This window comes from Homoserinimonas sp. A520, assembly GCF_054489245.1.
Window position 1 is genome coordinate 520026 of the sequence record NZ_JBTMWX010000001.1, and the last position, 26111, is coordinate 546136.

Sequence of the window (26111 nt, forward strand, 5' to 3'; positions counted from 1 at the left end):
ACCAGCTCATCCCACAGTTCGCCGCGGCAGGTCAGGTGGAGGGGCCGACGACCTCGCCCGGGTCCACCACGGCGCGGGGGCGCATCCGTCGCCTGGTCGGGAGCTTCAGCCTGCCCTGCGTGAAGACGATGCCGAGCATGACCAGCAAAGCGCCCAGCGGCTGGTTCCAGGTGAAGGTCTCGTGCAGCACCACAACGCCCAGCACGATGCCCACCACCGGCAGCATGTAGGTGACCGTGGAGGAGCTGGTCGGACCCCAGGCACGCAGCACGGCGATGTTCCAGATGTAGGCCAGACCCGAGCCGAGACCGCCGAGCAGCAGCAGGCTGGACACCACCCAGAAGTCGAGCCGCACCGGGGAGAGTGCCATGATCGGCGTCAACAGGATCATGATCACCGCCGCCATGCCGATGTTCGTGAATGCGACGGTCGTGCCGGGGATCGGCCGATGGCTGACGAACTTGCGCAGGTAGCCGATGGCGACGCCGTACGACGAGCCGGCGACGATGCAGGCCAGTTGCCCGTAGAGGTCGCCGGTCAGCGTGCCGGTCTGCCACGGTCCGATCACCAGCAGCACGCCCATGATGCCGATGACGACGCCAATCAACTGGTTTCGGGTCAGCTTCTCGACGTGGAACACCAGGGTCACCATGACGGCGGTCGCGATCGGGGTGATCGAGTTGTAGATGGCGGCCAGGCTGGACGACACGTGCTGTTCCGCCCAGGCGAACAGCAGGTGCGGGATGATGCAGTTGAAGACGGCGATCACCGTGAAGTGCACCCAGATCACGGGTTCCCGTGGCAGCTTGTGGCGGCCGATGAGCATGAAGACGGCGAGCACCATGGCGCCGAGAATGACCCGTGACCAGGCGATCTGGGTGAACGAGACACCGGTCAACGCGACCTTCATGAAGAGGAAGCTGGAGCCCCAGATCAGGCCCATCCCGAGAAACTGCAGCAGGGTCGTCGAGCGACGCAGGAGAGCCAGATTATCCTTCACAAGCCGACATTACAGCCAGCCGACGACACTGCTATTCCTGAACGGGGACACGCTATTCCTGAATATCGATGGCGCCGGTGCTCGCGATGCGCTGGTGGTGGTGGATGACCTCAGCGACGATGAAGTTCAGGAACTTCTCCGCGAACTCCGGGTCGAGGTGGGACTCAACGGCGAGTGCGCGCAGCCGCGCGATCTGCACCTTCTCCCGTTCCGGGTCGGATGGCGGGAGCCCGGCGGCAGCCTTCACCCGGCCCACCTGCTGGGTGAACTTGAAACGCTCGGCGAGCACGTGGATCAGCGCAGCATCCACATTGTCGATGCTTTGGCGCAGGCTCAGGAGTTCGGCGGTGGTGTCGTTCTCGATCATCGGTCCTCCAGTGTGCGTGCGACTGGTTAACGCTACTCGACCGCGGGGAACGGTTACTCGGGGCCATCCCGAAAGGAGGACATTCCGCTCTCCGGGCCGAAAACCTCCTCCTTTCACTGCGGAAATCACAAAGGGTCCCTCAATTGCGGGAAGGGGGTCGGGTTACTCGATGCGCGAGCGGTACAGCACGGGCCGGCCGGCGGTGCGCGCAAGTCGCTCCCGTAGCGTCACCCTCACCTCGGGCCACTCATCGGCGAGCACCGAGAACACGGCGGTGTCGCGCCAGGTGCCGTCGGCTCGCGGCTGGTCCCGGCGAAGGACCCCTTCGAAGGTGGCCCCGATGCCGGCTATGGCTGCCCTCGATCGGGCGTTGAGCACATCCGTCTGGATCTTCACGCGCCCGAAGCCTGCCTCGAACGCCTGCCCTAGGAGCAGCAGCTTGGCTTCAGCGTTCACCGCGGTACCCCAGACGCGCGGGTCGTATGCTGTCCAGCCGATGTGTGCTGCCTCTCGGCGCAGGTCGAACTCGCCCAGCGTTGTCGTTCCGACCAGCACGCCGTCGTGCGGGCCGCCGATCACGCGAACCGCGTAGGGGATGCCCTCGTCGAAGTGGTAGTGGCCCTTCGCCCACTCGACGAACTCTGCCTCCGTCTCGCGGTAGGCGGCCAGCCCTCCGCCGTACCCCCAGCTGAAGACGACCGGATGCCCGATCGCCCGGTACAGCGCGGGCAGGTCTTCAGCGGTGAGCGGGTCGAGGCGGATGTAGTCGCCGATCAGCGGAGCAGGTTCCGGGCGGTGCGCAGTCACCGGATCAGTTTGGCAGACATGCCGTCAACAGGATGCTTTCGGCAACACGCCGACCCGCGCAGGCAGCCGCACGGCGCGGTCGGCTATTCATCCTGTTGGCGGAGTCGGGAGGGCGCGTAGCTAGCCGACCAGGTCGTGGCGCACGACGATCGCGTCGCGGCCGGGGCCGACCCCGATCGCCGAGATGCGGGAGCCACTCATCGCCTCGAGCGCCAGCACGTAGTCCTGCGCGGCCTTCGGCAGGTCGGAGAAGCTGCGGGCACCGGTCAAGTCCTCCGTCCAGCCCGGGAAGTTCTCGTAGATCGGCACGGCGTGGTGGAAGTCGGTCTGGTTGACCGGCACCTCGTCGTAGCGAACCCCGTCGACCTCGTAGGCCACGCAGACCGGGATCTCGGTGAGGCCGGTGAGCACGTCGAGTTTGGTGAGCACGAAGTCGGTGACGCCGTTGACGCGCGCGGTGTAGCGGGCGATGGGCGCGTCGTACCAGCCGCAGCGGCGAGGGCGTCCCGTCGTGGTGCCGAACTCCGCACCGTTGCTGCGCAGGAACTCACCGGACTCGTCGAACAGTTCGGTCGGGAACGGGCCGGCGCCGACGCGGGTCGTGTACGCCTTGACGACGCCGATGACCCGGTCGAAGCGGTTGGGTGCGACACCGGACCCGGTTGCGGCGCCGCCGGAGGTGGCCGACGACGAGGTGACGAACGGGTAGGTGCCGTGGTCGACATCCAGCATGGTTGCCTGGCCGGCCTCGAAGAGAACCGTCTTGCCCGCGTCGAGTGCCTGGTTCAGGATCAGGCCGGTGTCTGCGACCATCGGGCGCAGCCGCTCCGAGTACTGCAGCAGCTCCTCGACGATCTCGTCGACGGTGATGGCCCTGCGGTTGTAGATCTTCACCAGCAGGTGGTTCTTCTGGTCGAGGGCGCCCTCCACCTTCTGGCGCAGGATGTTCTCATCGAACAGGTCCTGGATGCGGATGCCGACGCGGTTGATCTTGTCGGCATAGGTGGGGCCGATGCCGCGGCCGGTTGTGCCGATCTGCCGCTTGCCGAGGAAGCGCTCCGTCACCTTGTCCATCGTGCGGTGGTACTGGGTGATGACGTGCGCGTTGGCGCTGACCAGCAGGCGCGAGACATCGACGCCGCGTGCGTTCAGGGCGTCCAGTTCTTCGAACAGCACCTCGATGTCGACGACGACGCCGTTCGCGATCACCGGGACGACGCCGGGTGACAGGATGCCGGATGGCAGCAGGTGCAGCGCATACTTCTCGTCGCCGATGACGACGGTGTGGCCGGCGTTGTTGCCGCCGTTGAACTTGACGACGTAGTCGACTCGGTCACCGAGCAGGTCGGTGGCCTTGCCCTTGCCTTCGTCGCCCCATTGGGCACCGATCAGCACGATTGCAGGCATGGGAGGTCCCTTCGAATCTGTGGGGGATTGCACCTCAGTCTACCGAACCCCCCGCGCGCGGGGTGCGGCGGCCGAAACAGGCCGTCACGCGCGTGCGGAGGCAATACTCTTGATGAATGTCTAAAGTACTGTCTGGCCTCCCCGTCGGCGAGCGCGTCGGGATCGCATTCTCCGGCGGACTCGACACCTCCGTCGCCGTCGCCTGGATGCGCGACAAGGGCGCGATCCCCTGCACCTACACGGCCGACATCGGCCAGTACGACGAGCCGGACATCGCGTCGGTACCGCAGCGCGCCACGGAGTACGGCGCGGAGCTTGCCCGGCTGGTCGACTGCAAGACCGCCCTCGTCGAGGAGGGCCTGGTCGCGTTGCAGTGTGGCGCTTTCCACATCCGCAGCGGCGGCAAGACGTATTTCAACACCACCCCCCTCGGTCGCGCCGTGACCGGAACCATGCTGGTTCGCGCCATGAAGGATGATGGCGTCGACATCTGGGGCGACGGCTCAACCTACAAGGGCAACGACATCGAGCGGTTCTACCGCTACGGACTGCTCGCCAACCCGCGCCTGCGCATCTACAAGCCGTGGCTCGATGCCCAGTTCGTCGACGAGCTCGGTGGCCGCAAGGAGATGAGCGAATGGCTGGTCGCGCACGGCTTCCCCTACCGCGACTCGGTCGAGAAGGCATACAGCACGGATGCCAACATCTGGGGGGCAACGCACGAGGCCAAAGACCTGGAGGAGTTGAGCGTCGGGGTCGACATCGTCGAGCCGATCATGGGCGTCGCCGCCTGGCGCGATGACGTCGAGGTTGCGACCGAGGAGGTGACGGTCACCTTCGAAGCCGGCCGGCCGGTTGCGATCAACGGCAGGCAGTTCACGGATGCCGTCGCGCTGGTTCACGAGGCCAACACCATTGGCGGCCGCCACGGTATGGGCGTCTCCGACCAGATCGAGAACCGGATCATCGAGGCGAAGAGCCGCGGAATCTACGAGGCCCCGGGGATGGCCCTGCTGCACATCGCCTACGAGCGCCTGCTCAACGCAATCCACAACGAAGACACCGTCGCCAACTACCACCAGGAGGGCCGTCGCCTCGGCCGCCTCATGTACGAGGGACGCTGGCTCGACCCGCAGTCGCTCATGCTGCGCGAGTCGATCGTGCGCTGGGTGGCATCTGCCGTAACCGGCTCAGTGACCCTGCGGTTGCGCCGTGGTGACGACTACACGATCGTGAACACCGAGGGGCCGGCGCTCAGCTACCACCCCGACAAGCTCTCCATGGAACGTGTGGGGGACGCAGCGTTCGGCCCTCAGGACCGCATCGGCCAGCTGACCATGCGCAACCTCGATATCGCCGACTCCCGCACCCGCCTGGAGCAATACGTGAGCCAGGGGATCATCACCGGTGAGACGGCGAAGCTGATGGGCAGCCTCGAGAGCGGCGGCGGCGACGAGATCGCTGCGGGTACCGAGCAGAGCGAGGCAACGGATGCCGCAGAGCGCGCACTCGAGGGTGCCGCGTTCGACTTCGGCACCGACTGAGCCGAAGCGCCCGTGTGGGTTTCCCAATTGAGGGACCCTTTGCGCTATCCGCACCGAAAGGAGGAAGTTTTTCCCGCGAAAGGGGAGAACCTCCTGCTTTTGCGCCGGACGCGCGGCACCCGGTTCGCTTAGCGCAGCGGGTCGAATGCCTTGAGCAGCTCGTGGTTCCCATTGCCGGTGATGCTATCGGCGACGATGCGGCCGGTGAACGGGCCGAGGGTGACCCCCCACATCCCGTGCCCGCCGGCAACATGAACGCGCGGGGACTTAGTGGTTCCGATCAGCGGCAGGCCGTCCGGCGTGCACGGGCGTGAGCCCACCCACTCCTCTTCGCGCGCGTCCCAGTCGACGTCGTCGAACAGGGGCCTGGCAGCCTCGACCATGGTGCGGATGCGCCGCTGGTCGGGTGCCGCGTGGGCCGGCCGGAACTCCATCATGCCGCCGATGCGCAGGCGGTCGCCGAGCGGGGTGCAGGCGACGCGTTCGATCGGGAAGTAGATCGGGTGCTGGGGAACGACCTTCGGCTTAACACTGAAGCTGTACCCGCGTCCGGCCTGAACCAGCTGGCGAACACCGAACTTGCGGGCCAACTCGCCCAGCCAGGTTCCGGTGGCGACGACCACCTGGTCTGCACGCACGTTCTCGCCGGACGCGACGACGACTTCAACGCCGTCTGCCCCGAGGTCGTTGATGTCACGGACATCCATGCCGGTCAGGATCTTGCCGCCACGCTCGCGTACCGCCTCGGCCAGCGAGTCGACGTAGAGCGGCGGGTTGATGTAGTGCTGGCCGGCGATGCGGATGCCATGGGTCACCGCGCCGCTGATGGTCGGTTCGATAGCACGGAGTTCATCCCCGGTGATCCGTTCGAAGTCGACGTGACCGCCGCGGGCGGCGATCTCGGCAAACTCGTGCTCGAGCACGGCGACGTTGCGCTCGTTCACGAACCCGGTCAGGAAGGGGTCGGCGACGATCGCCTTCTCCTTGACCTCACCGTCGGCGAGCCGGTCGAACGAGTCGACGCCCCACTTGTTGATCTCGGCGAAGGTGGCCATGTTCTTGCGCCACTTCGGTGGGGTGGAATACCAGGCGAAGCCGAGCAGGAAGCGGATCAGCTTCGGGTCGAGGCTGATCGGGATGTAGACGGGCGACGACGGGCTGAAGACGGCCTTGAGTCCATAACGGAAGATGGAGGGCTCCGGCAGCGGAAGGGTGAGCGCCGGGGCGATCCAGCCGGCGTTGCCCCACGACGAGCCGGCATTGACCCCGGTCTTCTCGAGCACCGTCACCTCGACCCCGCGTTCCTGCAGGAACCATGCCGTGGAAAGTCCGACAATTCCGGCACCGACGATGACGACGTGAGCAGGCTGAGCCAATTATTCTTCTCCAGTTTTTCTTCGGGCGACACTGCCCAGACGAGATAATCGTAGGGCATTGGAACACCCCGCCTTGTGGCCGGGGCTGACCATGGGAGTTGTGCGGTTCACGTTCCGAACACGTGTTGGCGCACCCAGGCGTGCATGGTGACGGCTGCGGCCGCGGAGGCGTTGATGCTGCGGGTGGAGCCGAACTGGCTGATCTCGACCACGGCATCCGCCGCCTCGATCGCCTCGGGCGACAGGCCGGGGCCTTCCTGGCCGAAGAGCAGCACGCACTCGCGCGGGAAGTCGAAGGTTTCGATGATCACGCTGCCAGGCACGTTGTCGATCGCGATGATCGGAAGGTCGCGCTCTTTGGCCCAGGCGACGAAGTCGGCGACATCCGGATGATGCAGCACGTGCTGGTAACGGTCGGTCACCATGGCTCCGCGCTTGTTCCAGCGGCGGCGTCCGACGATGTGCACGGTGTCGGCGGCGAACGCGTTGGCGCTGCGCACGATCGAGCCGATGTTCATGTCGTGCTGCCAGTTCTCGATGGCGACGTGGAACGGATGCCGGTGCTCATCCAGGTCGGAGACGATCGCCGCCATGCTCCAGTAGCGGTAGCGGTCGATGACGTTGCGGGTGTCACCCTTGGCCAGGAGTTCGGGGTCGTAGCGCTCATCGGCGGGCAGCTCGCCCTTCCAGGGGCCGACCCCATTGGTGGTCAACTCATGGGAGGGGTCCGGCTGCTCGTGCACGTATCTCAGGGTATCGCTCTGGATCCGGCCCCAGTGCCTACGCGGTCACCTATCCGCACAGCTGGCTGAATTCAGTACGCCGGTGCGGTGAGGGCGTTCAGGCTGGAGAGCACCAGCGTCACCGCTGGCAGCGACTCAGTCGGATACTGGCCGAGGAGTTCAAGCTTCCACGCGTCTGGGCCCTCACCGACCAGTTGGCGGCCGGATCGGCGGTGAATGTCGCGAACCATCCCCGTGTCGATGCCTGCAGCGGTGCTGTGTGGGCGGTTCTCGGCCAGTGTGCGGTGCCGGAGTTCGAAGTCCAGGAGTTCCAGCCATCCGCCGTGTCGCATCGGCAGGCCGCGGGCGCGGACAATGCCTCGTCGGTTGAGTTCCATGACTGCGGAGGCTGACACCGGCTCCGATACCTTCCAGATAGCGGCCCGGGCCGTCCACGGGCGTTGCCGGCCGGCGAGGACATTGATGGCAACGTCCAACGACTCGATACCCACCGGTGCGTCATCTACGAGCGTCAGCCGCTGGCCCCACAACCGGACACGTCCCATGACGACGATGCCGCGGACGGCAAGCTCTACAAGGGCCGCAGCCCCGATGGTGAATCCGCCGTAGACCATCCGCCCGTCTGTCGCCGGCTCCGACAGCAATACTTCCTCAGCGAGAGTAAGCCGGTCGCGATCCACAGGGTTCATCATGGCCCAGAAAACAACGGGGACGCCAGCTCAACCGGCAGATCGTACAGGGCGAACGCGAGTACACACCGTTCGACTGACACGCCTGAACAGGTCGATACGGCGCTGCGCGCCTACTCAACCCACAGATAGCTGTTGCGCGCCCACTCACCCACAAGAAACCACTGCGGCCCACTCGCCTTCTGCGGGTCGAGTGCGGGCAAGCGAAGCGAGAACGTGTATCGAGACCACCGATCGCGCAGCTCAGGAACCGTAGACAAGCCCCATGATGATCGCCAGGCTGACGGCCGCCGACGACATGACTGTTCCGATCAGGCCGAGCACGTTGAAGCTGTGGTCCAGGACGAGGCAGAGAATGCCGAGGGCCAGGCCAAGGACGGCCACGATCAGCGCCGTCAAGGTGACACCGGGGATGAACGCCCCGATCAGGGCGACGCCGCCCACCAGAATGACCATGGAGCCGAATCGCCGCATGGTGGCCGTCGAGGGTCTCTGGACGCCCACGGCATAATCGCGTCGTGAGTCAGTCACCCTTTGAGCATGGCACAAGAACCTGAAAGTGCAGAGCCCACGTTCGCGGGGCAGACCCCTCGGGATGCCCCGGATTCCGGACGGCCCAAATCGTGCTCAGTACGATTGCCGCATGAGCGACCGTGACAACATCGAGTGTTGGCTGACCGACATGGACGGCGTGCTGGTGCACGAGAGCCGGCCGATCCCCGGGGCATCCGAACTGTTGCAGCAGTGGCGCAAACAGGACAAACCGTTTCTGGTGCTCACCAACAACTCCATCTTCACGCCGCGTGACCTCAGTGCCCGTCTGCGGGCATCCGGACTGGTCGTTCCCGAAGAGTTCCTCTGGACATCCGCCCTCGCCACCGCCGACTTCCTGCAATCGCAGATTCCGGGCGGGTCCGCATTCGTGATCGGCGAGGCCGGCATCACCACGGCACTGCACGAGGCCGGGTTCACCATGACCGAGAACGACCCCGACTACGTGGTGATCGGCGAGACGCGCAACTACTCGTTCGAGGCCATCACCAAAGCGATCCGCCTGATCATCGGCGGTGCACGCTTCATCGCCACCAACCCGGATGCCACCGGCCCGAGCATCGACGGACCGCTCCCAGCCACTGGCGCAGTCGCCGCCCTCATCACGAAGGCCACCGGCAAGCTGCCGTACGTGGTCGGCAAGCCGAACCCGATGATGTTCCGTTCGGCGATGAACAAGATTGGCGCGCACTCGGAGAACACCGGGATGATCGGCGACCGGATGGACACGGACGTCGTCGCCGGCATCGAGGCCGGGCTGCACACCATCCTGGTGATGACCGGTATCAGCGACCGGGCCGAGATCGACCGCTATCCGTTCCGACCGGACGAGGTCATCGACAGCGTGGCAGACCTGCTGGACACCGCCCGCTGAGCACCCCGCCCCTCGCGCTATCCCAAATGAAGGAAATACCCGCCTTCGGTAACACTTTCATTGGGCGAGAAGCCCGTCGACCGCGAAATCTCCTTCATTTGGGACGGAAGCGGAGGGGTGGGCCGGCGGCGGGCAGGTGCTAGCTGAGGCCGAGGTCGTCCAGGCTGATCGCAGCGAAGTACGGGTAGCCGGCCGCCTCGATGACCTCACGGGCGCCCGTGTTGCGGTCGACGACCACGGCGACGCCGGCGATCTCGGCGCCCACCTTCTTCAGCGCCTCGATGGCGGACAGCGGAGAGCCACCGGTCGTCGAGGTGTCCTCGAGCACGATGACCCGCTTGCCCGCCACATCCGGGCCCTCAACCTGGCGGCCACGACCGTGGTCTTTCGGCTCCTTCCGCACGACGAACGCGTCGTAGGCCACGCCACGTGCAGCAGCCTGGTGCAGTACGGCGGATGCGATCGGGTCGGCGCCCATGGTCATGCCACCGACGGCCGAAACTTCGGGAACCTGGGAAATCAAGTCCAGCATCACCTGACCGATCAGCGGGGCGACCCGGTGGTCGAGGCTGACCTTCCGCAGGTCGACGTAATAGGTAGCCTTCTTGCCGCTGGTGAGGGTGAAGTCCCCGTGGAAGACGGCGTCGGCCTTGATGAATTCGATGAGCTGCTGGCGCGTTTCGGTCACCCGCCAACTCTACCCAGCGGGTTAACGCAGGAACGCCCGGCTGCGGAGGATGCCCCCTCCGGCCGAGCGTCGGCACTGCTGGGTATCGCCGGCAACGGCGATCAACCGCCTAGGAGAACTGCAGTTCCTTCTGGGCAGCGTGGTGGCTGTAGCCGTCGGTCTTGATGTCCGAGTACACGGCCACGATGGACGTGATGGCCAGGATGCCGATGATGGTGAGTAGAGCGAACACGAGAAGGTGCCTTTCGTAGGGGTTTCGTGGGAACGTCGACCAGACGGAGGCGCCTTTGCTCGTGTTCGACTGTTTTCTATTCCATCACCGGAATCTATAAACCACAATCGCATTATTCTGCACGAACGCTGTAGCGTGGCTACATGGACATTCAGCGTCTCGAATTGCTCAGGGAACTGTCCGAACGGCACAGTGTCACCGAGGTGGCCCGCGCCCTGCACCGCACGCCGTCCGCCGTGTCGCAACAGCTCAAAGTGCTTGAGCGGGAGGCCGGGCTGCCCCTCACTGAACGCAGCGGACGCGGGCTCGCATTGACGGATGCCGGCCGCGCGCTGGCTCGCAGCGCCACCGACGTTGCGATCGCCATCGAGCGCGCGAATGCCGTCTGGGATGAGTTCCGCAACAAGGCAACCGGCGACGTGAGCATCGTCACCTTCCCCACGGCCGGACAGATGCTCCTACCCGGCACCATCGCCGACCTGGCCGACCTGGGAGACATCATCCTGAACTGCACGGACCAGGACCCGGAACTCAACGACTTCTCTGAGCTGACCGCCGACCACGACATCGTCCTCGCGCACACGATGAGCGGTCAGCGCTCCTGGGGCGGCCGTGGCCTCACGGTGGTCCCGCTGATGACAGAACAGCTCGACATCGGTGTCTGCTCAGAGCATCGGCTCGCCGGACGCAGCTACCTGACCGCCGGCGATATCGTCGACGAACCCTGGATCGGCGTACCGGGAGGGTTTCCGTTCGAGCGGGTGCTGCACGACATCGAGCAGTTGGGCAACGGCCGGCTGAACATCATCCAGCGGTTCTCCGACCTGCGCATCATCGAGGCGTTCATCATGGCCGGCCTCGGCATCGCCCTGGTGCCGCGCTACTCGTCGGGCTCCGAGCTGGCCGACAAGATGGTGCTGAAGCCGCTCCGGGGCATCGACGCGGAACGGCAGATCGTGGCGTTGATGCGCCCGGATCGAGCCGAGCGCCTCGCGGTTCGCACCGTCGTCGCGGTACTGAGACAGCGCGCAGCCGAAGTGCAGCGGCTGCACGCGGTGGAGACCGGCGCGATCACCCTGCCGGACTAGTGGACCGACCCCCCGTTTGTGGGTAGCCCCGGCGCGGCAGGAGGCGGTGCTTCACCGGTACGTTGGAGAGCTACGGCATATCGGGAGCCGTGTTTCGGGACATTAGGCGCATTCGGGTGCGCCGCGGGGAGCCACAATGAGCATGTCAGACAACGTCATCGAGTTTCGCCGCACAATTCGTGGCTACGATCCAGCGGATGTGGACCGGATCGTCGTCGAACTGAACGAACGCCTCGACCGCTACAACGAGGAGCGGGCAGACAACGCCCACCTGATCCAGCGGCTCAAGCGGGAACTGGCGGATGCCAACGAGCGCGCGTCCCGGATCAAGCCCAGTTTTGCCGACCTCGGAACCGCGTTCGAGGAAACCCTTCGTGTGGCGGAGACCCAGGCGAGCAAGATGCTTTCCGAGGCCAGCGAGGAGGCGGCCGACATCCGCGCGTCGGTCAAGGCCGATGCCGCGCGAATCCGTGAGCAGACTGAACGGGAAAGCCGCACGCTGATTGCGGATGCCCAGCAGGCTGCCGAAGAACTGCGCCTCAGCACGGAAGCGGAAGTGGCTGGGCTGCGCCAGCAGGCCGCTGACGAGTCCGCGAAGTCACGCAACACCCGCGCTCGCGCTGAGCGCAGCAGCGCCACCATGATCTCCCAGGCGGAGCGGCAGGTGGCCCAGATCCAGGCCGCGGCCAGCCGTCAGGCCGAACAGGTCAAGCGGGAGGCTGCTGAGCTGTTCCATGCCGCCCAGGAGATGATCGTCGCAGCCGAGGCCGACGTTCGTGACCGTCAGGACGAGGCCGAACTCGCCCGGGCCACGGTGCACGAGGAGGCCGAGCGCTACGCGCAGAAGGCCTACGCCCAGGCGGACGCCCACGTGGAGGCGGCATCCCAGCGGGCAGCCGCACTCATGGCCGACGCCGAGGCCATGCTGGCCAAGGCCGAGCGCCGCGCGGAAGAAGACGCCCAGGCAGCACTCGCGTTCACCGACAACCTGATGTCGAAGACGATGGTGCGTGCGAGCACCATCACCCGCGACACCGAAGACATGGTGAACTCGATGACGAGGGACGCCGAAACCCACATCTCGGACCTTCGCCGACAGCAGTCCGTGCTGCACGAGTACGTTCAGCGGATGCGCACCCTCACATCAGAGACCGAGTCGCTGGTTGCGCACGCGCAGCCGGCAGAGGCCAAGCGCAGCATCAGCGCGTAACCGTTCCTGCTTTCCGCAGGTCGATCGGCTTCCGTCCCTGAGCGAGTCGGCAGCAATCGCTGATCGAGCTTGTCGAGATCCCGTGGGGGTTTCGACGAGCTCAACCAGCGAAACATGCACTTAGTGGTTCTGGGGGAAGCCCAGGTTGATCCCGCCGTGACTCGGGTCGAGCCAGCGTGAGGTGACGGCCTTCTCCCGCGTGTAGAACGAGATCCCGGCCGGGCCGTACGCCTTCGCGTCACCGAACGCCGAGTCCTTCCAGCCGCCGAAGGAGTGGTACGCGACCGGCACGGGGATGGGCACGTTCACACCGACCATGCCCGCCTCCACCTCGTGCTGGAAACGACGTGCCGCGCCACCGTCGTTGGTGAAGATCGCCGTCCCGTTGCCGTACGGGCTGCGGTTGATCAGGTCGAGACCCTCGGTGTAGCTGTCCACCCGGATGATCGCCAGGATCGGCCCGAAGATCTCGTCCTTGTAGACGTCAGAGTCCGTGGTCACCTTGTCGAGCAGCGTCGGTCCGAGCCAGAAACCGGATGCCTCGCCATCAACTTCGATCCCTCGGCCGTCGACCACGACATCCGCCCCATCCTTCGTGGCCAGGTCGATGTAGGAGGCGACCTTGTCGCGGTGCGCCTCGGTGATCAGCGGACCCATGTCGCAATTGCGCATGCCGTCGCCGACCTTGAGACCCTTCATCCGCTCGGTGATCTTCGCGATCAGGTCGTCGGCGACCGGCTCGACCGCGACGATCACGCTGATCGCCATGCAGCGTTCGCCGGCGGAACCGAACCCGGCGTTGACGGCGGCGTCCGCGGTGAGGTCGAGGTCAGCATCCGGGAGCACCAGCATGTGGTTCTTCGCACCGCCGAGGGCCTGCACCCGCTTGCCGTGCGACGACGCGGTCTCGTAGATGTACTTCGCGATCGGTGTCGACCCGACGAACGAGACAGCCTTCACGTCGGGGTGAACGAGCAGGGCGTCGACCGCCTCCTTGTCGCCGTGCACCACGTTGAAGACACCCTCGGGAAGGCCGGCCTCGGTGAAGAGCTCGGCCATCCAGTTGGCCGCGGACGGGTCCTTCTCGGAAGGCTTCAGCACGACGGTGTTGCCGGCGGCGATCGCGATCGGATAGAACCACATCGGCACCATGGCCGGGAAGTTGAACGGGCTGATGATCGCCACGGCACCGAGCGGCTGGCGCAGCGTGTACACATCGACGCCAGTCGATACGTTCTCGCTGAAGTCACCCTTGACCAGGTGCGGCATGCCGAGCGCGAACTCGACCACCTCGATGCCGCGGGCGACCTCGCCGCGGGCATCCGACGTCACCTTGCCGTGCTCGGCGGTCAGGATGTCTGCCAGCTCGTCACGGCGCTCGTTGATGAGCTCGCGGAATTTGTACAGGATCACCTGCCGCTTGGCCTGCGAAGTGTCGCGCCAGGCCGGGTAGGCGGCGTGGGCAGCGGCCACCGCGGTATCGACATCCGCGGTGCTGGCCAGTCGCACGTTCTTGGCGACCGCGCCGGTGGCCGGGTTGAACACCGGCGAGGTGCGGGTCGAGTTGCCATCAGCGGATGCGCCGTTGATGTAGTGGGAGAGTGTTTCGGTCATTTCGTTGTTTCGTTTCTGTTGATTCGCGGATCGAGCTTGTCGAGATCCGGAAGGTTTCTCGTGGGGTTCGACAAGCGGGGCCAGCGGGAGGGGGACTAAAGCAGGTCGAGGCCGAGCACCTCGTCGTAGATGGCCATCGCCTCGACGACCTCGGCGTCGGTGACCACGCAGGGCGGCACGACGTGGATGCGGTTCTCGGAGATGAACGGGAGCAACCTTCGGCCCATCAGCTCGGACTTGATGGTGCCCATCACCGCTCCACTGACCGGCTCCCGGGTCGCCTGGTCGGCAACCAGTTCGACCGCCCAGAAGACGCCCTCACCTCGCACCTCACCGATGATCGGATGCTTCGCCTTCAGTTCTGCGAGCGCCGGTGCGATCACGTCCCGGCCGACCCGGGCTGCGTTCTCCACGATGCCTTCCGACTCCATCGCGTCGAGTGCGGCGACGATGGACGCCATCGCCAGCGGATGCCCGCTGTAGGTCAGACCTCCGGGGAACACGGTGTTGTCGAAGTCGCTCGCAATCGCATCCGAGATGATGACGCCGCCGACCGGCACATAGCCCGAGTTGACGCCCTTCGCGAAGGTGATCAGGTCGGGCACGACGTCGTATCCGTCGAAGGCGAACCAGCGACCGGTGCGGCCGAAACCGGCCATCACCTCGTCGAGGATGAGCATGATGCCGTAGCGGTCGCAGAGTTCCCGCACACCGGCCAGGTAGCCGGGTGGGGGCAACAGCACACCGGCTGTTCCCGGGATCGACTCGAGCAGCACGGCCGCGATACCGGCCGGACCCTCGCTCTGGATGACCCGCTCCAGGTGGCGCAGGGCCCGCTCGCTCTCCTGCTCGGGACTCGTTGCCCAGAACTCGCTCCGGTACAGGTACGGTCCGAAGAAGTGCACGTGCCCGCGCGAGTATTCGTTCGGGACGCGACGCCAGTCCCCGGTGGAGACGATGGCCGCACCCGTGTTGCCGTGGTACGAGCGGTAGGTCGAGAGCACCTTGTCCCGGCCGGTGTGCAGGCGGGCCATCCGGATGGCGTTCTCGTTGGCATCCGCCCCGCCGTTGGTGAAGAAGACCTTGTTGAAGCCGTCTGGTGCACGGTCGGTGATGCGCTTGGCCGCCTCGCCGCGGCGCAGGTTAGCGGTCGATGGCGCGATGGTGGTGAGGGTGTCGGCCTGCTCCTTGATGGCGGCGACGACGGCCGGATGCTGGTGGCCGATGTTCACGTTGACCAGCTGGCTGGAGAAGTCCAGGTAGGTGCGACCGGAGTGGTCCCACACGCGGCAGCCCTGGGCGCCGGAGATGACGAACGGCTTGAGGGTCGCCTGCGCCGACCAGGAGTGGAAGACGTGTTTGTCGAGTTCGATCGCCCTGGCATCCAGATCGGTGTCGACGGTGGTGGTGGTGTCGGTCACGGTTATCGTGCTTCTTTCTTTTTTCTTCTAATGGGAGCTCGCTGCCGGGCAGCCGCGTGGGCTACCCGGCAAGCGGCTAGTTACTTGCCGCCCTCTTTGAGTTCGACGGTGATGGACTCGTAGCCCTCGTTTTTCACATCGATGCCCTCGGCGATCAATTCGTCGAGCGCTTTCTGGATGTACTCGTTGGTGTACGCAGTCTCGGGCGGCAGCTCGGTGAGGATGGTTGCTCCCGTCTCGTTCTGCGTCTCCATCGCGATGTCCACCGTGCGGTCCCAGGCGTCCTCGTCAGTGATGCCGATCCCGTTCGTGGACGGCCAGATCAGCTTGTTGACCTCGTTGGCCATCCACAGCTGGTGGCTGGTGCCCAGAGTCGATCCAGCAGCGGTGACTATGTCAGCGGATGCTTGCGGGTCGTTCATCGCGTAGATCCAGCCCTTGATCGAGGCCTTCAGGAACTTCACCGTCGTCTCCTGAAACTCGGTGTCAGTGGCGAGGCGCTCGGCGTCGGCCCAGATCGAGTCCTGCAGCATTCCGCTGCCTTCCTCATTCCAGTCGATGACGTTGAGGTCCTCCGGCTGGTAGAGCTCTCCGGTGTCCGGGTTGATGCTTTCCAGCACCTGCGCGTACTCGTTGTAGGTCATGGCCTGTGCCGCATCGATGTCGCCCTGTAGCAGCCCCAGCATGTCGAAGGCCTGCGTGACCAGGGTGATGTCGTCTACGCCGAGGTTCGCCTGCTGCAGTCCGGCGAAGATCTCCCACTCGTTGCCATAGCCCCAGCTGCCGACCGTGTGGCCGGCCAGGTCTTCAGCGCTGGTGATGCCGTGCTCCTTGAACGACACCTGCATCGTCGCAGAGCGTTCAAAGATCTGGGCGACACTGGTGATGTTCGCACCCTGCTGGATAGAACCCAGCACCTTCGGAACCCAGGAGATGGCGTAGTCCGCGTCTCCAGAGACCAGGGCATCCTGCGGAACGATGTCTGCACCGCCCTCCTGGAGGGTGACGTCGAGGCCTTCCTCCTCATAGAACCCTTGATCGACTGCGGCGTAATAGCCACCGAACTGGGCTTGGGCGAACCACTGCAATTGCAACGTGACCGGAGTCAGTCCGTCCTCGCCTGGTTCTGTCGTCGACCCCCCTGGCGAACAGCCGGTGAATGCGAGGGCGACAACCGCGAATGCAGCGGTGCCCGTCATGAGGCGTGTGCTGTGTTTCATTGTTCCTCCTTGTTGCGGTTCATGAGAACTGTGCGGTTCAGGCACGCCGGTGCAGAGTCAGTCGTTCGACCGCCATGGTGGCCAGGTAGAAGGCGAGACCGAGAAGAATCGATCCGAGCACGTAGGCCCAGGCCAACGGGTAGTTGCTCCCGGCGGCAGCCGTCGTAATCGATTTGCCCAGTCCGCCAATGGGGCCACCGAAGTACTCTGCGATCACTGCGGCGATGACCGCCAGAGCGGAGGCAATGCGTAGTCCCGTGAACAGGAAGGGCAGTGCGGTTGGTAGCGTGACAATTTTGGTCGTTTGCCAGGTGGAAGCCGCATGCGCCCTCATCAAGTCGCGGTGCACGGGGCGAACCTGGCGCAACCCCTTCAGCGTGTTCACGTAGACCGGCACGAAGACCGCGAGCGCGGCGACGAGCACCCTGGCGGTCTGCTGGCTGGCACTGAACATCCCGTAGAGTACCGGCGCCAGCGCCACAATGGGCAGCACCATTGCGGCAGACACCACCGCAGCGGTGAGTTCATCAATCGTTCGCACCAGCGCAGAAATCATGGCGAAGACCACCGCCACGGCCATCCCGATCAGTAGTCCGATCAGGGAGTTCAGGCCGGTAACCAGCGAGTTCGACCAGACTGTTGGCAGGTTGGAGAAGAATTGCTCGCCAATGGAGGCCGGGCTGGGCAGTACGAACGATTTGATCTCGAACGCGACCACGGCGATTTGCCACAACGCAAGGGTTACCACGCCGAGAATCAACGGCGGGAGTAACCCCTTCGATGCTCCAAACGCTGCTCTCACCGGTTGTCAGCTCCTCGCGCGCTGGCACCGGAAGTTCCGTGCAGATGCTCCCGCACCGAACTGACGGCAGCGAAGAACGCTTCGTCTTCACGCAGCTCGTCGGTGCGGTGGCGTGCATCTCCCAGATTGATGTCGACAATGGCGCGGATGCGACCAGGTCGCGGTGACATCACTACCACCCGGTTGGCCAGGAACACCGCTTCGGGAATGGAGTGGGTGACGAAAACAACTGCGGCGTTCGTTTCGCCACAGATCTGAGCCAACTCGGCCTGCATGTGCTCGCGGGTCATCTCGTCGAGGGCTCCAAAAGGCTCGTCCATGAGCAACAGGTTGGGGCTCTCCGCCAGTGCGCGGGCGATGGCGACCCGCTGCTGCATTCCGCCGGAAAGCTGGTCGGGGAAGTTGTCGGCGAAGTCGGTGAGCCCGACCAGCGACAGAAGTTCAGTTGCTCTCTTCGTCCGCGCCGACCGGTTGCTGCCGTGAAGCTCGAGCGGAAGCTCGATGTTGGCTCGAACAGTGCGCCAGGGCAGCAACCCGGCCTGCTGGAAGGCGATGCCATAGTCCTGGTCGAGTCTCGCCTGTTTCGGCGTCTTGCCAAAAACGGCGAGTGATCCGCTGGTCGGATGGTCCAGGTCCGCGATCAGGCGCATGAGGGTGCTCTTACCGCAGCCAGATGGTCCAATCAGGGAAACGAACTCACCCTTGGCGACGGTGAGGCTGATCTCTTCGAGAGCGGTGACCTGTGCGCCCTTTTCGACGGTGAAGATCTTTCCCACGTTGTCGACGACGACTGCGGGGGATTCCGCTGACTGCGCCATCATCGCTTCGTTAGACGGGTGGGCCTCTTCGGTCATTTTCACCTCAGGTTGTGTGTCGGTCATGCGTTGGTTTCCCCTCGGCGGTAGCGACGGGCGAACAACGCGAATAGTGAGACGACTCCGGCAGCAATCAGCCCGATTGCGACAGCGCCGAAGATCGGTGCCCACGGTTTTCCCGGATCGCCGCCGGCGGCACCAGCGAACTCGATGACCATTCGGCCGATCCCACCCTTGAGCCCGATCGAGACTTCGGCCACAATCGTGCCGATCACGGCGTTTGCCGCAGCGAGTTGCAGGGCTGGTAGAAGGTACGGAACGCTGGCCGGGATCCGAAGCTTGAGCAGGGTCTTCCACCAGCCGACCCCGTAGGCGCGGAATAGTTCCACGTGGGCGGTGTCCGGGGAGTTCAACCCTTGAAGTGCCCCGATCGACACCGGGAAGAACGCGAGGTAGCTCGCGATCAACGCCACCGACATCCAGTTCTCCCAGACGAAGGAGCCGATTTCAATCTGCGCACCCCAGCGGCGAACCAGCGGCGCGATGGCGATCAGCGGAACCGTCTGACTCAGGATGATCCACGGCAGCGCGGCAGACTGCGCTGTTCGGAAACGCTGCATGACGAGGGCGAGAAGCAGGCCGACGCTGACGCCGATGATCCAGCCGACAGCAGCAATGTAGAGCGAGAAGCTTGAGGTTTCCAGCACCGCCTCCCACATCATGACCGAGTTGCTGGCGCCGGTGAGCGGCTCAAGCAGGCGCTCGAACATGGTGGCGATGTGTGGCATCGACATGTCGTTGGTTCGCGGCAACAAGATGAGTTCGCCGACCACGAATCCCTTCTCCGGCCCAAGGAATTTGTACAGCTCCCACAGCACCCCGATACCCAGCACTCCGAGCGTTCCCAACGCGACCCGGCGCCACTGGCCGCGGCGGCCTCGCCCAGACGAAGCCCGCTTCGGCCGCCCCCTGGAGGCGTCGACCGTCATGACCTGCATCGTGGGAGTGACGGTCATGTCATGCCTTGGCCACAATGTGCTCGCTGAGCGCAGGAATCACTGTCTCGCCGTAGACGCGCAGCGTCTCTTCCTTGTTGTCGTGCTGCAGGTAGCCGGCGAACTGGTCGACGCCGAGATCCTTCAGTGCCTTCAACTTCTCGATGTGGTCCTCAGCCGGCCCCAGCAGGCAGAAGCGCTCGACGATCTCGTCCGGCACGAAGTCGGCGTGCGTGTTGCCGGCTCGACCGTGCTCGTTGTAGTCGTAGCCTTGCCGGCCGGCGATGTAGTCGGTGAGCGCCTTCGGCACTGCGCCATCCGCCCCATATTTGGCGACGATGTCGGCCACGTGGTTGCCTACCATCCCGCCGAACCAGCGGCACTGGTCGCGCATGCGGCCCCAGTCATCGCCGATGTACATCGGGGCAGCGACACAGAATTTGACGGACAGCGGATCGCGGCCGGCGGCCTCGGCGGCGTTCCGCACCGTCTTGATCATCCACTCGGCGACATCGAGGTCCGCCATCTGCAAGATGAAACCGTCACCCACCTCGCCGGCAAGCTTCAACGCCAGCGGACCGTACGCCGCCACCCAGATGTCGAGCTTCGAGCCCTTGCTCCACGGGAACTGCAGCGTGGTCTCGTTGTATTCGACCGACCGCGAGTTGGCGAGCTCGCGGATGACGTGAATCGCCTCCCGCAGGGTCTTCAGCGTGGTCGGCGCACCGCCGGTCACCCGTACCGCCGAGTCGCCGCGGCCGATCCCGCAAATGGTGCGGTTGCCGTACATCTCGTTGAGGGTGGCGTAGGTGGAAGCCGTCACGGTCCAGTCGCGGGTGGCCGGGTTGGTCACCATCGGGCCGACCACGATCTTGTGCGTCTCGGCCAGGATGCGGCTGTAGATGACGTACGGCTCCTGCCACAGCAGGTGCGAGTCGAAAGTCCAGAGGTGGCTGAACCCGTGCTCCTCCGCCAGCTTCGCCAGCTGCACGGTGCGCGCGGCGGGCGGGTTGGTCTGTAGTACTGCTCCGAAATCCATGCTCAGTTCCCCCTGCTCGAAAGTGCCCGTTCCGGCGGATAGTGGCTGTTCCGCCGGGCACTTTCCTCCGGAAAGGGCACTATTGCGGTTGCTCTTGACGTCTGCATGGAATTCCTAGATCAAGTACTGCGAGAGGCCGCGCTTGAAGTACTTGCCGTCGCCCTTCGCGCCCAGGTACTGGTTGTCGTCAACGATGACCTTGCCGCGGGAGAGCACCGTGTCGACGTGCCCGTCGATCTCGAAGCCCTCGTACGCGGAGTAGTCCATGTTCATGTGGTGCGTCTTGCCCACCCCGATCGACGTATGACCGTTCGGGTCGTACACGACCACGTCCCCGTCAGCCCCGGGCTGGATGACGCCCTTCTTGCCGTACATTCCGAACATCCGCGCCGGCGTGGTCGAGGTGACCTCGACCCAACGTTCCAGTGAGATGTTGCCGTCGACGACGCCCTGGTAGAGCAGGTCCATCCGGTGCTCGACCCCGCCGATCCCGTTCGGGATCTTCGAGAAGTCGCCCACCCCCATGTCCTTCTGGCCCTTCATGCAGAACGGGCAGTGGTCGGTGGAGACCATCTGGATGTCGTTGGTGCGCAGGCTCTGCCACATGTGGTGCTGGTGACCCTCCGCCCGCGAGCGCAGCGGAGTGGAGCACACCCACTTGGCGCCCTCGAACCCTGGTGCGCCGAGCTGCTCCTCGAGCGACAGGTAGAGGTATTGCGGACAAGTCTCGCCGAAGACGTTCTGGCCCTTGTCCCGTGCGGCCGCGATCTGCTCGACCGCCTGCTTCGCGCTGACGTGCACGACGTAGAGCGGCGCCCCGGTGAGGTTGGCGAGCATGATGGCGCGGTGGGTTGCCTCCTCCTCCGCCTGCCACGGCCTGGTGAGCCCGTGGAAGTACGGGGAGGTGTTGCCGGCCTCCAGCGCCTGCTTCACCAGCACGTCGATGACCGCGCCGTTCTCGGCGTGCATCATCATCATCGCGCCGAGCTCTGCACCCTTCTGGAACGCGCGGAGGATCTGCCCGTCGTCCGAAAGGAAGACGCCCTTGTAGGCCATGAAGAGCTTGAAACTGGAGACCCCCTCGCCCATCAATTCGTCCATCGCGGTGAGCGAGGCATCCTGAACGTCCGACAGGATCTGGTGGAAGCCGTAGTCGATCGCGCAGTTGCCGGCCGCCTTCGCGTGCCAGGCCTGGAACTGGTCGATCACGTTCTCGCCGGCGTACTGCACCACGAAGTCGACGATGCTGGTCGTGCCGCCGTGGGCCGCCGCGCGGGTTCCCGTCTCATAGGTGTCGCTGGCGAAAGTGCCGCCGAACGGCATCTCCATATGCGTGTGCGCGTCGATGCCGCCCGGGATGACGTACTTCCCGGCGGCGTCGATCACGGTGTCGACGTTGTTCTCCACGTCGAAGCCGAGCAGGTTCGAGCCGGGCGCGAGCACGGCCGCGATCGTCTCGCCGTCGATCAATACATCGGCGGATGCTGTCCCCGTCGAGTTCACGACGGTCCCGTTTTTGATGAGGGTCTTCATTGACTTCTCCTCCTTCTGGCGACCAGCGGGTCTTACGGCTTCGGGATGCTCGTGTACGAGTCCGGGCGGCGGTCGCGGAAGAACTGCCAGTCATCGCGCATCTGGCGGATCATGTCCATGTCCAGGTCGCGGATCATGATCTCCTCGTCGGTGCCCGACCCGCGCTCCCCGACCCAGTTGCCGCGCGGGTCGATGACCTGGCTGGTGCCATAGAAGTCGACGGCCAGCTCTCCGTACTCGTTGTCTTCGCGGCCGACGCGGTTCGGCTGGAGCACGAACAGGCCGTTCGCAACGGCTGCCGCCGGGCCCTCGACCTCCCAGAGCCGGTTGGAGAGCCCCGGCTTGGTGGCGTTCGGGTTGAAGATCATCTGCGCACCGTTCAGCGCCAGCTCTCGCCACCCCTCCGGGAAGTGCCGGTCGTAACAGATGTAGACGCCGACCGGACCGACCGCCGTGTCGAAGACCGGGTAGCCGAGGTTGCCTGGACGGAAGTAGAACTTCTCCCAGAACCGGTCGAGGTGCGGCAGGTGGTGCTTGCGGTACTTGCCGAGGATGGTTCCGTCGGAGTCGACCACCACCGCGGTGTTGTAGTACACCCCTGGCATGTCCTCTTCGTAGATCGGCAGCACCATGACCATGCTCAGTTCTTTGGCGAGCGCCGCAAACCGCTGCACGATCGGCCCGTCGGCCGGCTCGGCATAGGAGTAGTACTTCTTGTCTTCGGTGATGCCGAAGTACGGCCCGTAGAAGAGTTCCTGGAAGCAGATGATCTGCGCCCCTTCGGCGGCCGCGTCCCGGGCGAATTGCTCGTGCTTGTCGAGCATCGACTCCTTGTCGCCAGTCCAGGTCGTCTGCGTGATCGCCGCGCGAACAATGTTGCTCATAGCCGTCCTCCACACTTCCTTGTGCTCAGCTTGCCGGGCCGATCTCACAATCGGCGCGACTCGACTTGTTACTTTTTGTTATTGATGATGCTGAATATTTAGTTTATGTTTTCCCTGTGGGCGTACAGTCATCATACTGGTGCCCAATCGGGTTCAGGCAAGAGCCATTCACACACAAGAGGCCTTGACGGATGCTTGCAGCAGAGATCGAGCATCGCACCCCGGCGGGGATAGCGGCAGGCGTCGGACGGCTGATCAGCTCCGGGCGCCTGGCCGTCGGTGACCGCCTGCCCACCGTTCGGGAGCTGGCATCCGACCTCGGTGTCAGCCCGGCGACGGTGAGCCAGGCGTGGCAGGCGCTCGGGTCGGCGGGGCTCATCGTGTCCCGCGGCCGCAACGGCACGTTCGTGAGAGAACCCGCGACGCAGCGGCCGAACACGCGTAGCGCATCCCATCAGTCGCTTCACCCCAGGCTCGACCTGTCCCGCGGCACCCCGGACCCCGCGCTTCTGCCGGCGCTGGGGCCGGCGCTCACCCGCGTCTCGCAGCGCGCCGAAACCCCCAGCTACCAGGACCTCTCAGTGCTGCCGGAGCTGCTGAACCTGCTCCACACCTCCTGGCCATACCCCGCCGAGTCGTTCACCATCGTCAACGGGGCACTGGATGCGCTGTCCCGCAGCCTCGAGCAGGTCACCCGGTTCGGTGATCGCGTGGTCGTGGAGAACCCCGGATTCCCGCCGTTCTTCGACCTGGTCGACCAGCTCGGCCTCGAGCGGCTGCCGGTGGCGGTCGACGAGAACGGGATCGTGCCGGCATCGCTGAGGGAGGCGCTCACCCGCTCGCCATCCGCCGTCATCCTGCAGCCGCGCGCCCACAATCCGACCGGCGCCTCGATGCCGGCAGACCGCGCAGAGGAACTCGCCGGGCTGCTGCGCGGGCACGACGTGGTTGTCATCGAAGACGACCACTCCGGTGACATCAGCACCGCACCGGACGTCAGTCTCGGCAGCTGGCTGCCCGACCGGGTGCTGCACATCCGCAGCTACTCCAAATCGCACGGGCCAGACCTGCGCATCGCCGCCCTCGGCGGACCGGCGCACCTGATCGACCGGATCATTGCCAGGCGGATGCTCGGACCGGGCTGGACCAGCCGGATGCTGCAAACCATCCTGCACGACCTGCTCACCAACAGCGCCAGCCTCGAGGAGGTCGCCGAAGCCCGTCGCAGCTACGCCGCCAGGCAGGGGGCGCTGGCGGGTGCACTGAACGACCTCGGCCTCGCCGTGCGCCAGGCGGACGGCATCAACGCCTGGCTGCCGGTGTCCGACGAGCAGTCAGCCATCGTCGAGCTCGCGGCATCGGGCATCCGGGTCGCCGGGGGTTCGCCGTTCTTCGCAGTCGAATCGGCAGAGGCGTTCATCCGGGTGACGGCCGGGGCCGTGCCGGATGATGTGCTCCCGGTCGCCGAGGCCCTCGCCTCCGCGGCGCGCGCCGGAGCGCCCGCCAACGGCCTGCACGCCCGCTGGGCGTAGCCTTCCTGACCCAGCCGCGCGGCCTCAACAAAACTCGGGTTTGTCATCCGCGCGGTGGAACGTTGCAGCACTCCATCAACACAACGTCTCGTGGTCAGTATCGTGCGCGCCGAAAGCGGCTCGCGCGTACGGTGGAGTTACCGCTCGTCGTCAGGAGGCACCATGTCACGCATCATCATCGTCGGAGGGCACGGGAAGGTCGCGCTGCGACTCGCACGGATCCTCGCTGACCGCGGGGACGAAGTCACGTCGCTGATCCGCAACCCCGACCATGCCGCTGAGGTGGCCGAGCACGGTGCCACGCCGGTTGTCGCCGACGTCGAGCACCTCTCCGCCGAGGAGTTGTCACCGCACTTCGCCGGCCACGATGCCGTCGTCTGGTCGGCCGGTGCAGGTGGCGGCGACCCCGAACGCACGTACGCGGTGGACCGCGATGCCGCGATCCGCTCGATGGAGGCCGCAGCATCCGTCGGCGTCAAGCGGTACGTGATGGTGTCGTACCTGGGTGCGCGCGCCGACCACGGCGTCGACCCGGACAACTCGTTCTTCGCCTACGCGGAGGCGAAAGCCGCCGCCGACGACCACCTGCGCCAGACCGACCTCGACTGGACCATCCTCGGCCCGGGCGGCCTGACCCTCGACCCGGGGACCGGGCTCATCACCGTCGGCTACGAACATCAGGGCGGCAAGGTCAGCCGCGACGATGTCGCCGCGGTTGCTGCGGCGGCGCTCCGGGGTGACGGCACCATCGGCAGGACGATTCCATTCGTGGGCGGCGAGACCTCCATCGGCGAAGCGCTCGCGCAGCTGCCCTAGGTCGCCCCCGCTCGGCGAGGCGCCCTCGCCGCGGCAGGCTCGTGGCGCCGGAACGGGCTCGGAAGCAGGAGGTTCCCCCAGCCGGCACTTAGGCTGAGGAATGGAGAACCCATGAAACCGACAACCCCGCCCGAAGCCCGCCTGGCGGCGACGATGGTGCTCGTGCGCGACGACCCGTTCGAGGTGTTGATGGTGCGGCGCCACGCGAAGGCGGTGTTCGCATCCGCCCTCGTATTTCCTGGCGGCGCCGTCGACGAGGACGATTACAGCGACGACTGGATGCCATTGCTCGGCAGCGGGGCCGGCATCGCAAACCCGGAGCGCGCGATCCGTATTGCCGGCATTCGCGAGACGTTCGAAGAAACTGCCCTGCTCCTGGCAGCCCGGCCAGATGGCGAGCCGATCGCACAACCTGACCGCACCGACGCCCGGTTCATCGACGTGGTGCGCGCATCCGGCGGACTGCTCATGCTCGACGATGTGCAACCCTTCAGCCACTGGGTCACCCCCGAGGTAGCGCCCCGCCGCTTCGACACGTACTTCCTGCTGGCGCGTGCACCGGTGGGCCAGCAGCCCGTTCCGGACGGCGGCGAGACGGTCGCGGTCGAGTGGGCAAGCCCCGCAGAAACGGTAAGGCGGGCGGAATCGGATGCTCAGTCGATCATCTTCCCGACGCTGCTGAACCTCATGCGACTGGCCGAGAGCACCGACTCGGCTGGCGCGATCGAGGCAGCCCGCAACCGGCCCCTGTTCACGGTGATGCCGACGGTCGAGGTGCGCGAGGGCGGCGCGAGGGTTGCCGTGATCCCCGCCGAGGCGGGTTACGGCGTCACCGAGCATCCGGCACCGTAGTCGGTAGAATT

At 65.4% G+C, this 26111-nt stretch carries 26 protein-coding genes; 7 read left to right on the plus strand and 19 right to left on the minus strand.

Annotated features, from left to right (window positions below; all coding sequences use genetic code 11):
• Window positions 1-31: 31 nt before the first annotated feature.
• The 4 genes from ACX3PH_RS02620 to ACX3PH_RS02635 all read right to left on the minus strand — a co-directional run bounded on the left by ACX3PH_RS02620 (window position 32) and on the right by ACX3PH_RS02635 (window position 3581).
• Complete coding sequence (locus ACX3PH_RS02620; RefSeq protein ID WP_459089082.1) at window positions 32-1000, minus strand: DMT family transporter; 969 nt, start codon at window positions 998-1000, stop codon at window positions 32-34.
• 52 nt (window positions 1001-1052) lie between these two features.
• The gene (locus ACX3PH_RS02625) at window positions 1053-1367 is read right to left on the minus strand and encodes a chorismate mutase (RefSeq protein WP_459089084.1); all 315 of its coding nucleotides are present in this window, start codon (window positions 1365-1367) and stop codon (window positions 1053-1055) included.
• 162 nt (window positions 1368-1529) lie between these two features.
• A complete protein-coding gene (locus tag ACX3PH_RS02630; RefSeq protein ID WP_459089086.1) occupies window positions 1530-2174 on the minus strand; it encodes a GNAT family N-acetyltransferase in 645 nt (214 codons plus the stop codon).
• A gap of 120 nt (window positions 2175-2294) precedes the next feature.
• Entirely contained in the window at window positions 2295-3581 is a 1287-nt protein-coding gene (locus ACX3PH_RS02635) for an adenylosuccinate synthase (protein ID WP_459089088.1), read from the minus strand.
• Window positions 3582-3697: 116 nt separating this feature from the next.
• Between ACX3PH_RS02635 and argG the strand changes: the two genes are divergently transcribed.
• Window positions 3698-5125: an argininosuccinate synthase gene (gene argG, locus ACX3PH_RS02640; protein WP_459089090.1), complete on the plus strand. Its 1428-nt coding sequence runs from the start codon at window positions 3698-3700 to the stop codon at window positions 5123-5125.
• 128 nt (window positions 5126-5253) lie between these two features.
• Here argG and ACX3PH_RS02645 read toward each other — a convergent pair whose 3' ends face one another.
• From ACX3PH_RS02645 to ACX3PH_RS02660, 4 genes are all read right to left on the minus strand, one after another.
• Window positions 5254-6501 (minus strand): NAD(P)/FAD-dependent oxidoreductase, encoded by a 1248-nt coding sequence (locus ACX3PH_RS02645; protein ID WP_459089092.1) that lies wholly within the window; start codon window positions 6499-6501, stop codon window positions 5254-5256.
• A gap of 107 nt (window positions 6502-6608) precedes the next feature.
• Window positions 6609-7244: a TrmH family RNA methyltransferase gene (locus tag ACX3PH_RS02650; protein WP_459089094.1), complete on the minus strand. Its 636-nt coding sequence runs from the start codon at window positions 7242-7244 to the stop codon at window positions 6609-6611.
• Between the two features lie 71 nt (window positions 7245-7315).
• Window positions 7316-7936, minus strand: a complete 621-nt coding sequence (locus ACX3PH_RS02655; RefSeq protein ID WP_459089096.1) for a GPP34 family phosphoprotein — start codon at window positions 7934-7936, stop codon at window positions 7316-7318.
• 240 nt (window positions 7937-8176) lie between these two features.
• On the minus strand, window positions 8177-8464 hold the full coding sequence (locus tag ACX3PH_RS02660) for a hypothetical protein (RefSeq protein ID WP_459089098.1): 288 nt from the start codon (window positions 8462-8464) through the stop codon (window positions 8177-8179).
• 112 nt (window positions 8465-8576) lie between these two features.
• Here ACX3PH_RS02660 and ACX3PH_RS02665 point away from each other — a divergent pair, with 112 nt between their 5' ends.
• Entirely contained in the window at window positions 8577-9359 is a 783-nt protein-coding gene (locus ACX3PH_RS02665) for an HAD-IIA family hydrolase (RefSeq protein ID WP_459089100.1), read from the plus strand.
• A 139-nt stretch (window positions 9360-9498) separates the two neighbouring features.
• Here the strand turns inward: ACX3PH_RS02665 and pyrE are convergent, their stop codons facing one another.
• The gene (pyrE, locus tag ACX3PH_RS02670; protein WP_459089102.1) at window positions 9499-10047 is read right to left on the minus strand and encodes an orotate phosphoribosyltransferase; all 549 of its coding nucleotides are present in this window, start codon (window positions 10045-10047) and stop codon (window positions 9499-9501) included.
• 109 nt (window positions 10048-10156) lie between these two features.
• On the minus strand, window positions 10157-10279 hold the full coding sequence (locus tag ACX3PH_RS02675) for a hypothetical protein (RefSeq protein WP_459089104.1): 123 nt from the start codon (window positions 10277-10279) through the stop codon (window positions 10157-10159).
• 143 nt (window positions 10280-10422) lie between these two features.
• Between ACX3PH_RS02675 and ACX3PH_RS02680 the strand changes: the two genes are divergently transcribed.
• Both ACX3PH_RS02680 and ACX3PH_RS02685 read left to right on the plus strand, forming a co-directional pair.
• Window positions 10423-11367 (plus strand): LysR family transcriptional regulator, encoded by a 945-nt coding sequence (locus ACX3PH_RS02680; protein WP_459089106.1) that lies wholly within the window; start codon window positions 10423-10425, stop codon window positions 11365-11367.
• A gap of 136 nt (window positions 11368-11503) precedes the next feature.
• The gene (locus tag ACX3PH_RS02685) at window positions 11504-12577 is read left to right on the plus strand and encodes a DivIVA domain-containing protein (RefSeq protein ID WP_459089108.1); all 1074 of its coding nucleotides are present in this window, start codon (window positions 11504-11506) and stop codon (window positions 12575-12577) included.
• Window positions 12578-12697: 120 nt separating this feature from the next.
• Here ACX3PH_RS02685 and ACX3PH_RS02690 read toward each other — a convergent pair whose 3' ends face one another.
• From ACX3PH_RS02690 to ACX3PH_RS02730, 9 genes are all read right to left on the minus strand, one after another.
• Window positions 12698-14191 carry a CoA-acylating methylmalonate-semialdehyde dehydrogenase gene (locus ACX3PH_RS02690; protein WP_459089110.1) on the minus strand — a complete coding sequence of 498 codons (1494 nt, stop codon included), beginning with the start codon at window positions 14189-14191 and terminating at the stop codon, window positions 12698-12700.
• A gap of 95 nt (window positions 14192-14286) precedes the next feature.
• Window positions 14287-15612, minus strand: coding sequence for an aminotransferase class III-fold pyridoxal phosphate-dependent enzyme (locus tag ACX3PH_RS02695; RefSeq protein ID WP_459089112.1), 1326 nt, complete (start codon window positions 15610-15612; stop codon window positions 14287-14289).
• 80 nt (window positions 15613-15692) lie between these two features.
• A complete protein-coding gene (locus ACX3PH_RS02700; protein ID WP_459089114.1) occupies window positions 15693-16832 on the minus strand; it encodes an ABC transporter substrate-binding protein in 1140 nt (379 codons plus the stop codon).
• Window positions 16833-16869: 37 nt separating this feature from the next.
• Entirely contained in the window at window positions 16870-17580 is a 711-nt protein-coding gene (locus ACX3PH_RS02705; protein WP_459089116.1) for an ABC transporter permease, read from the minus strand.
• Between the two features lie 50 nt (window positions 17581-17630).
• Entirely contained in the window at window positions 17631-18515 is an 885-nt protein-coding gene (locus ACX3PH_RS02710) for an ABC transporter ATP-binding protein (protein ID WP_459089118.1), read from the minus strand.
• Window positions 18512-19465, minus strand: a complete 954-nt coding sequence (locus ACX3PH_RS02715; RefSeq protein WP_459089120.1) for an ABC transporter permease — start codon at window positions 19463-19465, stop codon at window positions 18512-18514. Before ACX3PH_RS02715 ends, ACX3PH_RS02710 begins: the two co-directional genes overlap by 4 nt.
• Window position 19466: 1 nt before the next feature.
• Entirely contained in the window at window positions 19467-20483 is a 1017-nt protein-coding gene (locus tag ACX3PH_RS02720; protein ID WP_459089122.1) for a TIGR03842 family LLM class F420-dependent oxidoreductase, read from the minus strand.
• A gap of 114 nt (window positions 20484-20597) precedes the next feature.
• The gene (hydA, locus tag ACX3PH_RS02725) at window positions 20598-22016 is read right to left on the minus strand and encodes a dihydropyrimidinase (protein WP_459089124.1); all 1419 of its coding nucleotides are present in this window, start codon (window positions 22014-22016) and stop codon (window positions 20598-20600) included.
• A 32-nt stretch (window positions 22017-22048) separates the two neighbouring features.
• Complete coding sequence (locus tag ACX3PH_RS02730; RefSeq protein WP_459089126.1) at window positions 22049-22900, minus strand: nitrilase-related carbon-nitrogen hydrolase; 852 nt, start codon at window positions 22898-22900, stop codon at window positions 22049-22051.
• 191 nt (window positions 22901-23091) lie between these two features.
• Here ACX3PH_RS02730 and ACX3PH_RS02735 point away from each other — a divergent pair, with 191 nt between their 5' ends.
• The 3 genes from ACX3PH_RS02735 to ACX3PH_RS02745 all read left to right on the plus strand — a co-directional run bounded on the left by ACX3PH_RS02735 (window position 23092) and on the right by ACX3PH_RS02745 (window position 26100).
• Window positions 23092-24432: an aminotransferase-like domain-containing protein gene (locus ACX3PH_RS02735; protein ID WP_459089128.1), complete on the plus strand. Its 1341-nt coding sequence runs from the start codon at window positions 23092-23094 to the stop codon at window positions 24430-24432.
• Window positions 24433-24594: 162 nt separating this feature from the next.
• Window positions 24595-25248, plus strand: a complete 654-nt coding sequence (locus ACX3PH_RS02740; RefSeq protein WP_459089130.1) for an SDR family oxidoreductase — start codon at window positions 24595-24597, stop codon at window positions 25246-25248.
• A gap of 111 nt (window positions 25249-25359) precedes the next feature.
• Complete coding sequence (locus tag ACX3PH_RS02745) at window positions 25360-26100, plus strand: NUDIX hydrolase (protein ID WP_459089132.1); 741 nt, start codon at window positions 25360-25362, stop codon at window positions 26098-26100.
• The last annotated feature ends 11 nt before the right edge of the window (window positions 26101-26111 follow it).

What these genes read in the sequence shown, in the direction of transcription:
- ACX3PH_RS02740 (WP_459089130.1), top strand. Translation starts at nt 24,595, where the DNA reads ATGTCACGCATCATCATCGTCGGAGGGCACGGGAAGGTCGCGCTGCGA.
- ACX3PH_RS02665 (WP_459089100.1), top strand. Translation starts at nt 8,577, where the DNA reads ATGAGCGACCGTGACAACATCGAGTGTTGGCTGACCGACATGGACGGC.
- ACX3PH_RS02745 (WP_459089132.1), top strand. Translation starts at nt 25,360, where the DNA reads ATGAAACCGACAACCCCGCCCGAAGCCCGCCTGGCGGCGACGATGGTG.
- ACX3PH_RS02655 (WP_459089096.1), bottom strand. Translation starts at nt 7,936, where the DNA reads ATGATGAACCCTGTGGATCGCGACCGGCTTACTCTCGCTGAGGAAGTA.
- ACX3PH_RS02685 (WP_459089108.1), top strand. Translation starts at nt 11,504, where the DNA reads ATGAGCATGTCAGACAACGTCATCGAGTTTCGCCGCACAATTCGTGGC.
- hydA (WP_459089124.1), bottom strand. Translation starts at nt 22,016, where the DNA reads ATGAAGACCCTCATCAAAAACGGGACCGTCGTGAACTCGACGGGGACA.
- ACX3PH_RS02710 (WP_459089118.1), bottom strand. Translation starts at nt 18,515, where the DNA reads ATGACCGACACACAACCTGAGGTGAAAATGACCGAAGAGGCCCACCCG.
- ACX3PH_RS02680 (WP_459089106.1), top strand. Translation starts at nt 10,423, where the DNA reads ATGGACATTCAGCGTCTCGAATTGCTCAGGGAACTGTCCGAACGGCAC.
- argG (WP_459089090.1), top strand. Translation starts at nt 3,698, where the DNA reads ATGTCTAAAGTACTGTCTGGCCTCCCCGTCGGCGAGCGCGTCGGGATC.
- ACX3PH_RS02690 (WP_459089110.1), bottom strand. Translation starts at nt 14,191, where the DNA reads ATGACCGAAACACTCTCCCACTACATCAACGGCGCATCCGCTGATGGC.
- ACX3PH_RS02715 (WP_459089120.1), bottom strand. Translation starts at nt 19,465, where the DNA reads ATGACCGTCACTCCCACGATGCAGGTCATGACGGTCGACGCCTCCAGG.
- ACX3PH_RS02735 (WP_459089128.1), top strand. Translation starts at nt 23,092, where the DNA reads ATGCTTGCAGCAGAGATCGAGCATCGCACCCCGGCGGGGATAGCGGCA.
- ACX3PH_RS02625 (WP_459089084.1), bottom strand. Translation starts at nt 1,367, where the DNA reads ATGATCGAGAACGACACCACCGCCGAACTCCTGAGCCTGCGCCAAAGC.
- ACX3PH_RS02720 (WP_459089122.1), bottom strand. Translation starts at nt 20,483, where the DNA reads ATGGATTTCGGAGCAGTACTACAGACCAACCCGCCCGCCGCGCGCACC.
- ACX3PH_RS02730 (WP_459089126.1), bottom strand. Translation starts at nt 22,900, where the DNA reads ATGAGCAACATTGTTCGCGCGGCGATCACGCAGACGACCTGGACTGGC.
- ACX3PH_RS02700 (WP_459089114.1), bottom strand. Translation starts at nt 16,832, where the DNA reads ATGAAACACAGCACACGCCTCATGACGGGCACCGCTGCATTCGCGGTT.
- ACX3PH_RS02635 (WP_459089088.1), bottom strand. Translation starts at nt 3,581, where the DNA reads ATGCCTGCAATCGTGCTGATCGGTGCCCAATGGGGCGACGAAGGCAAG.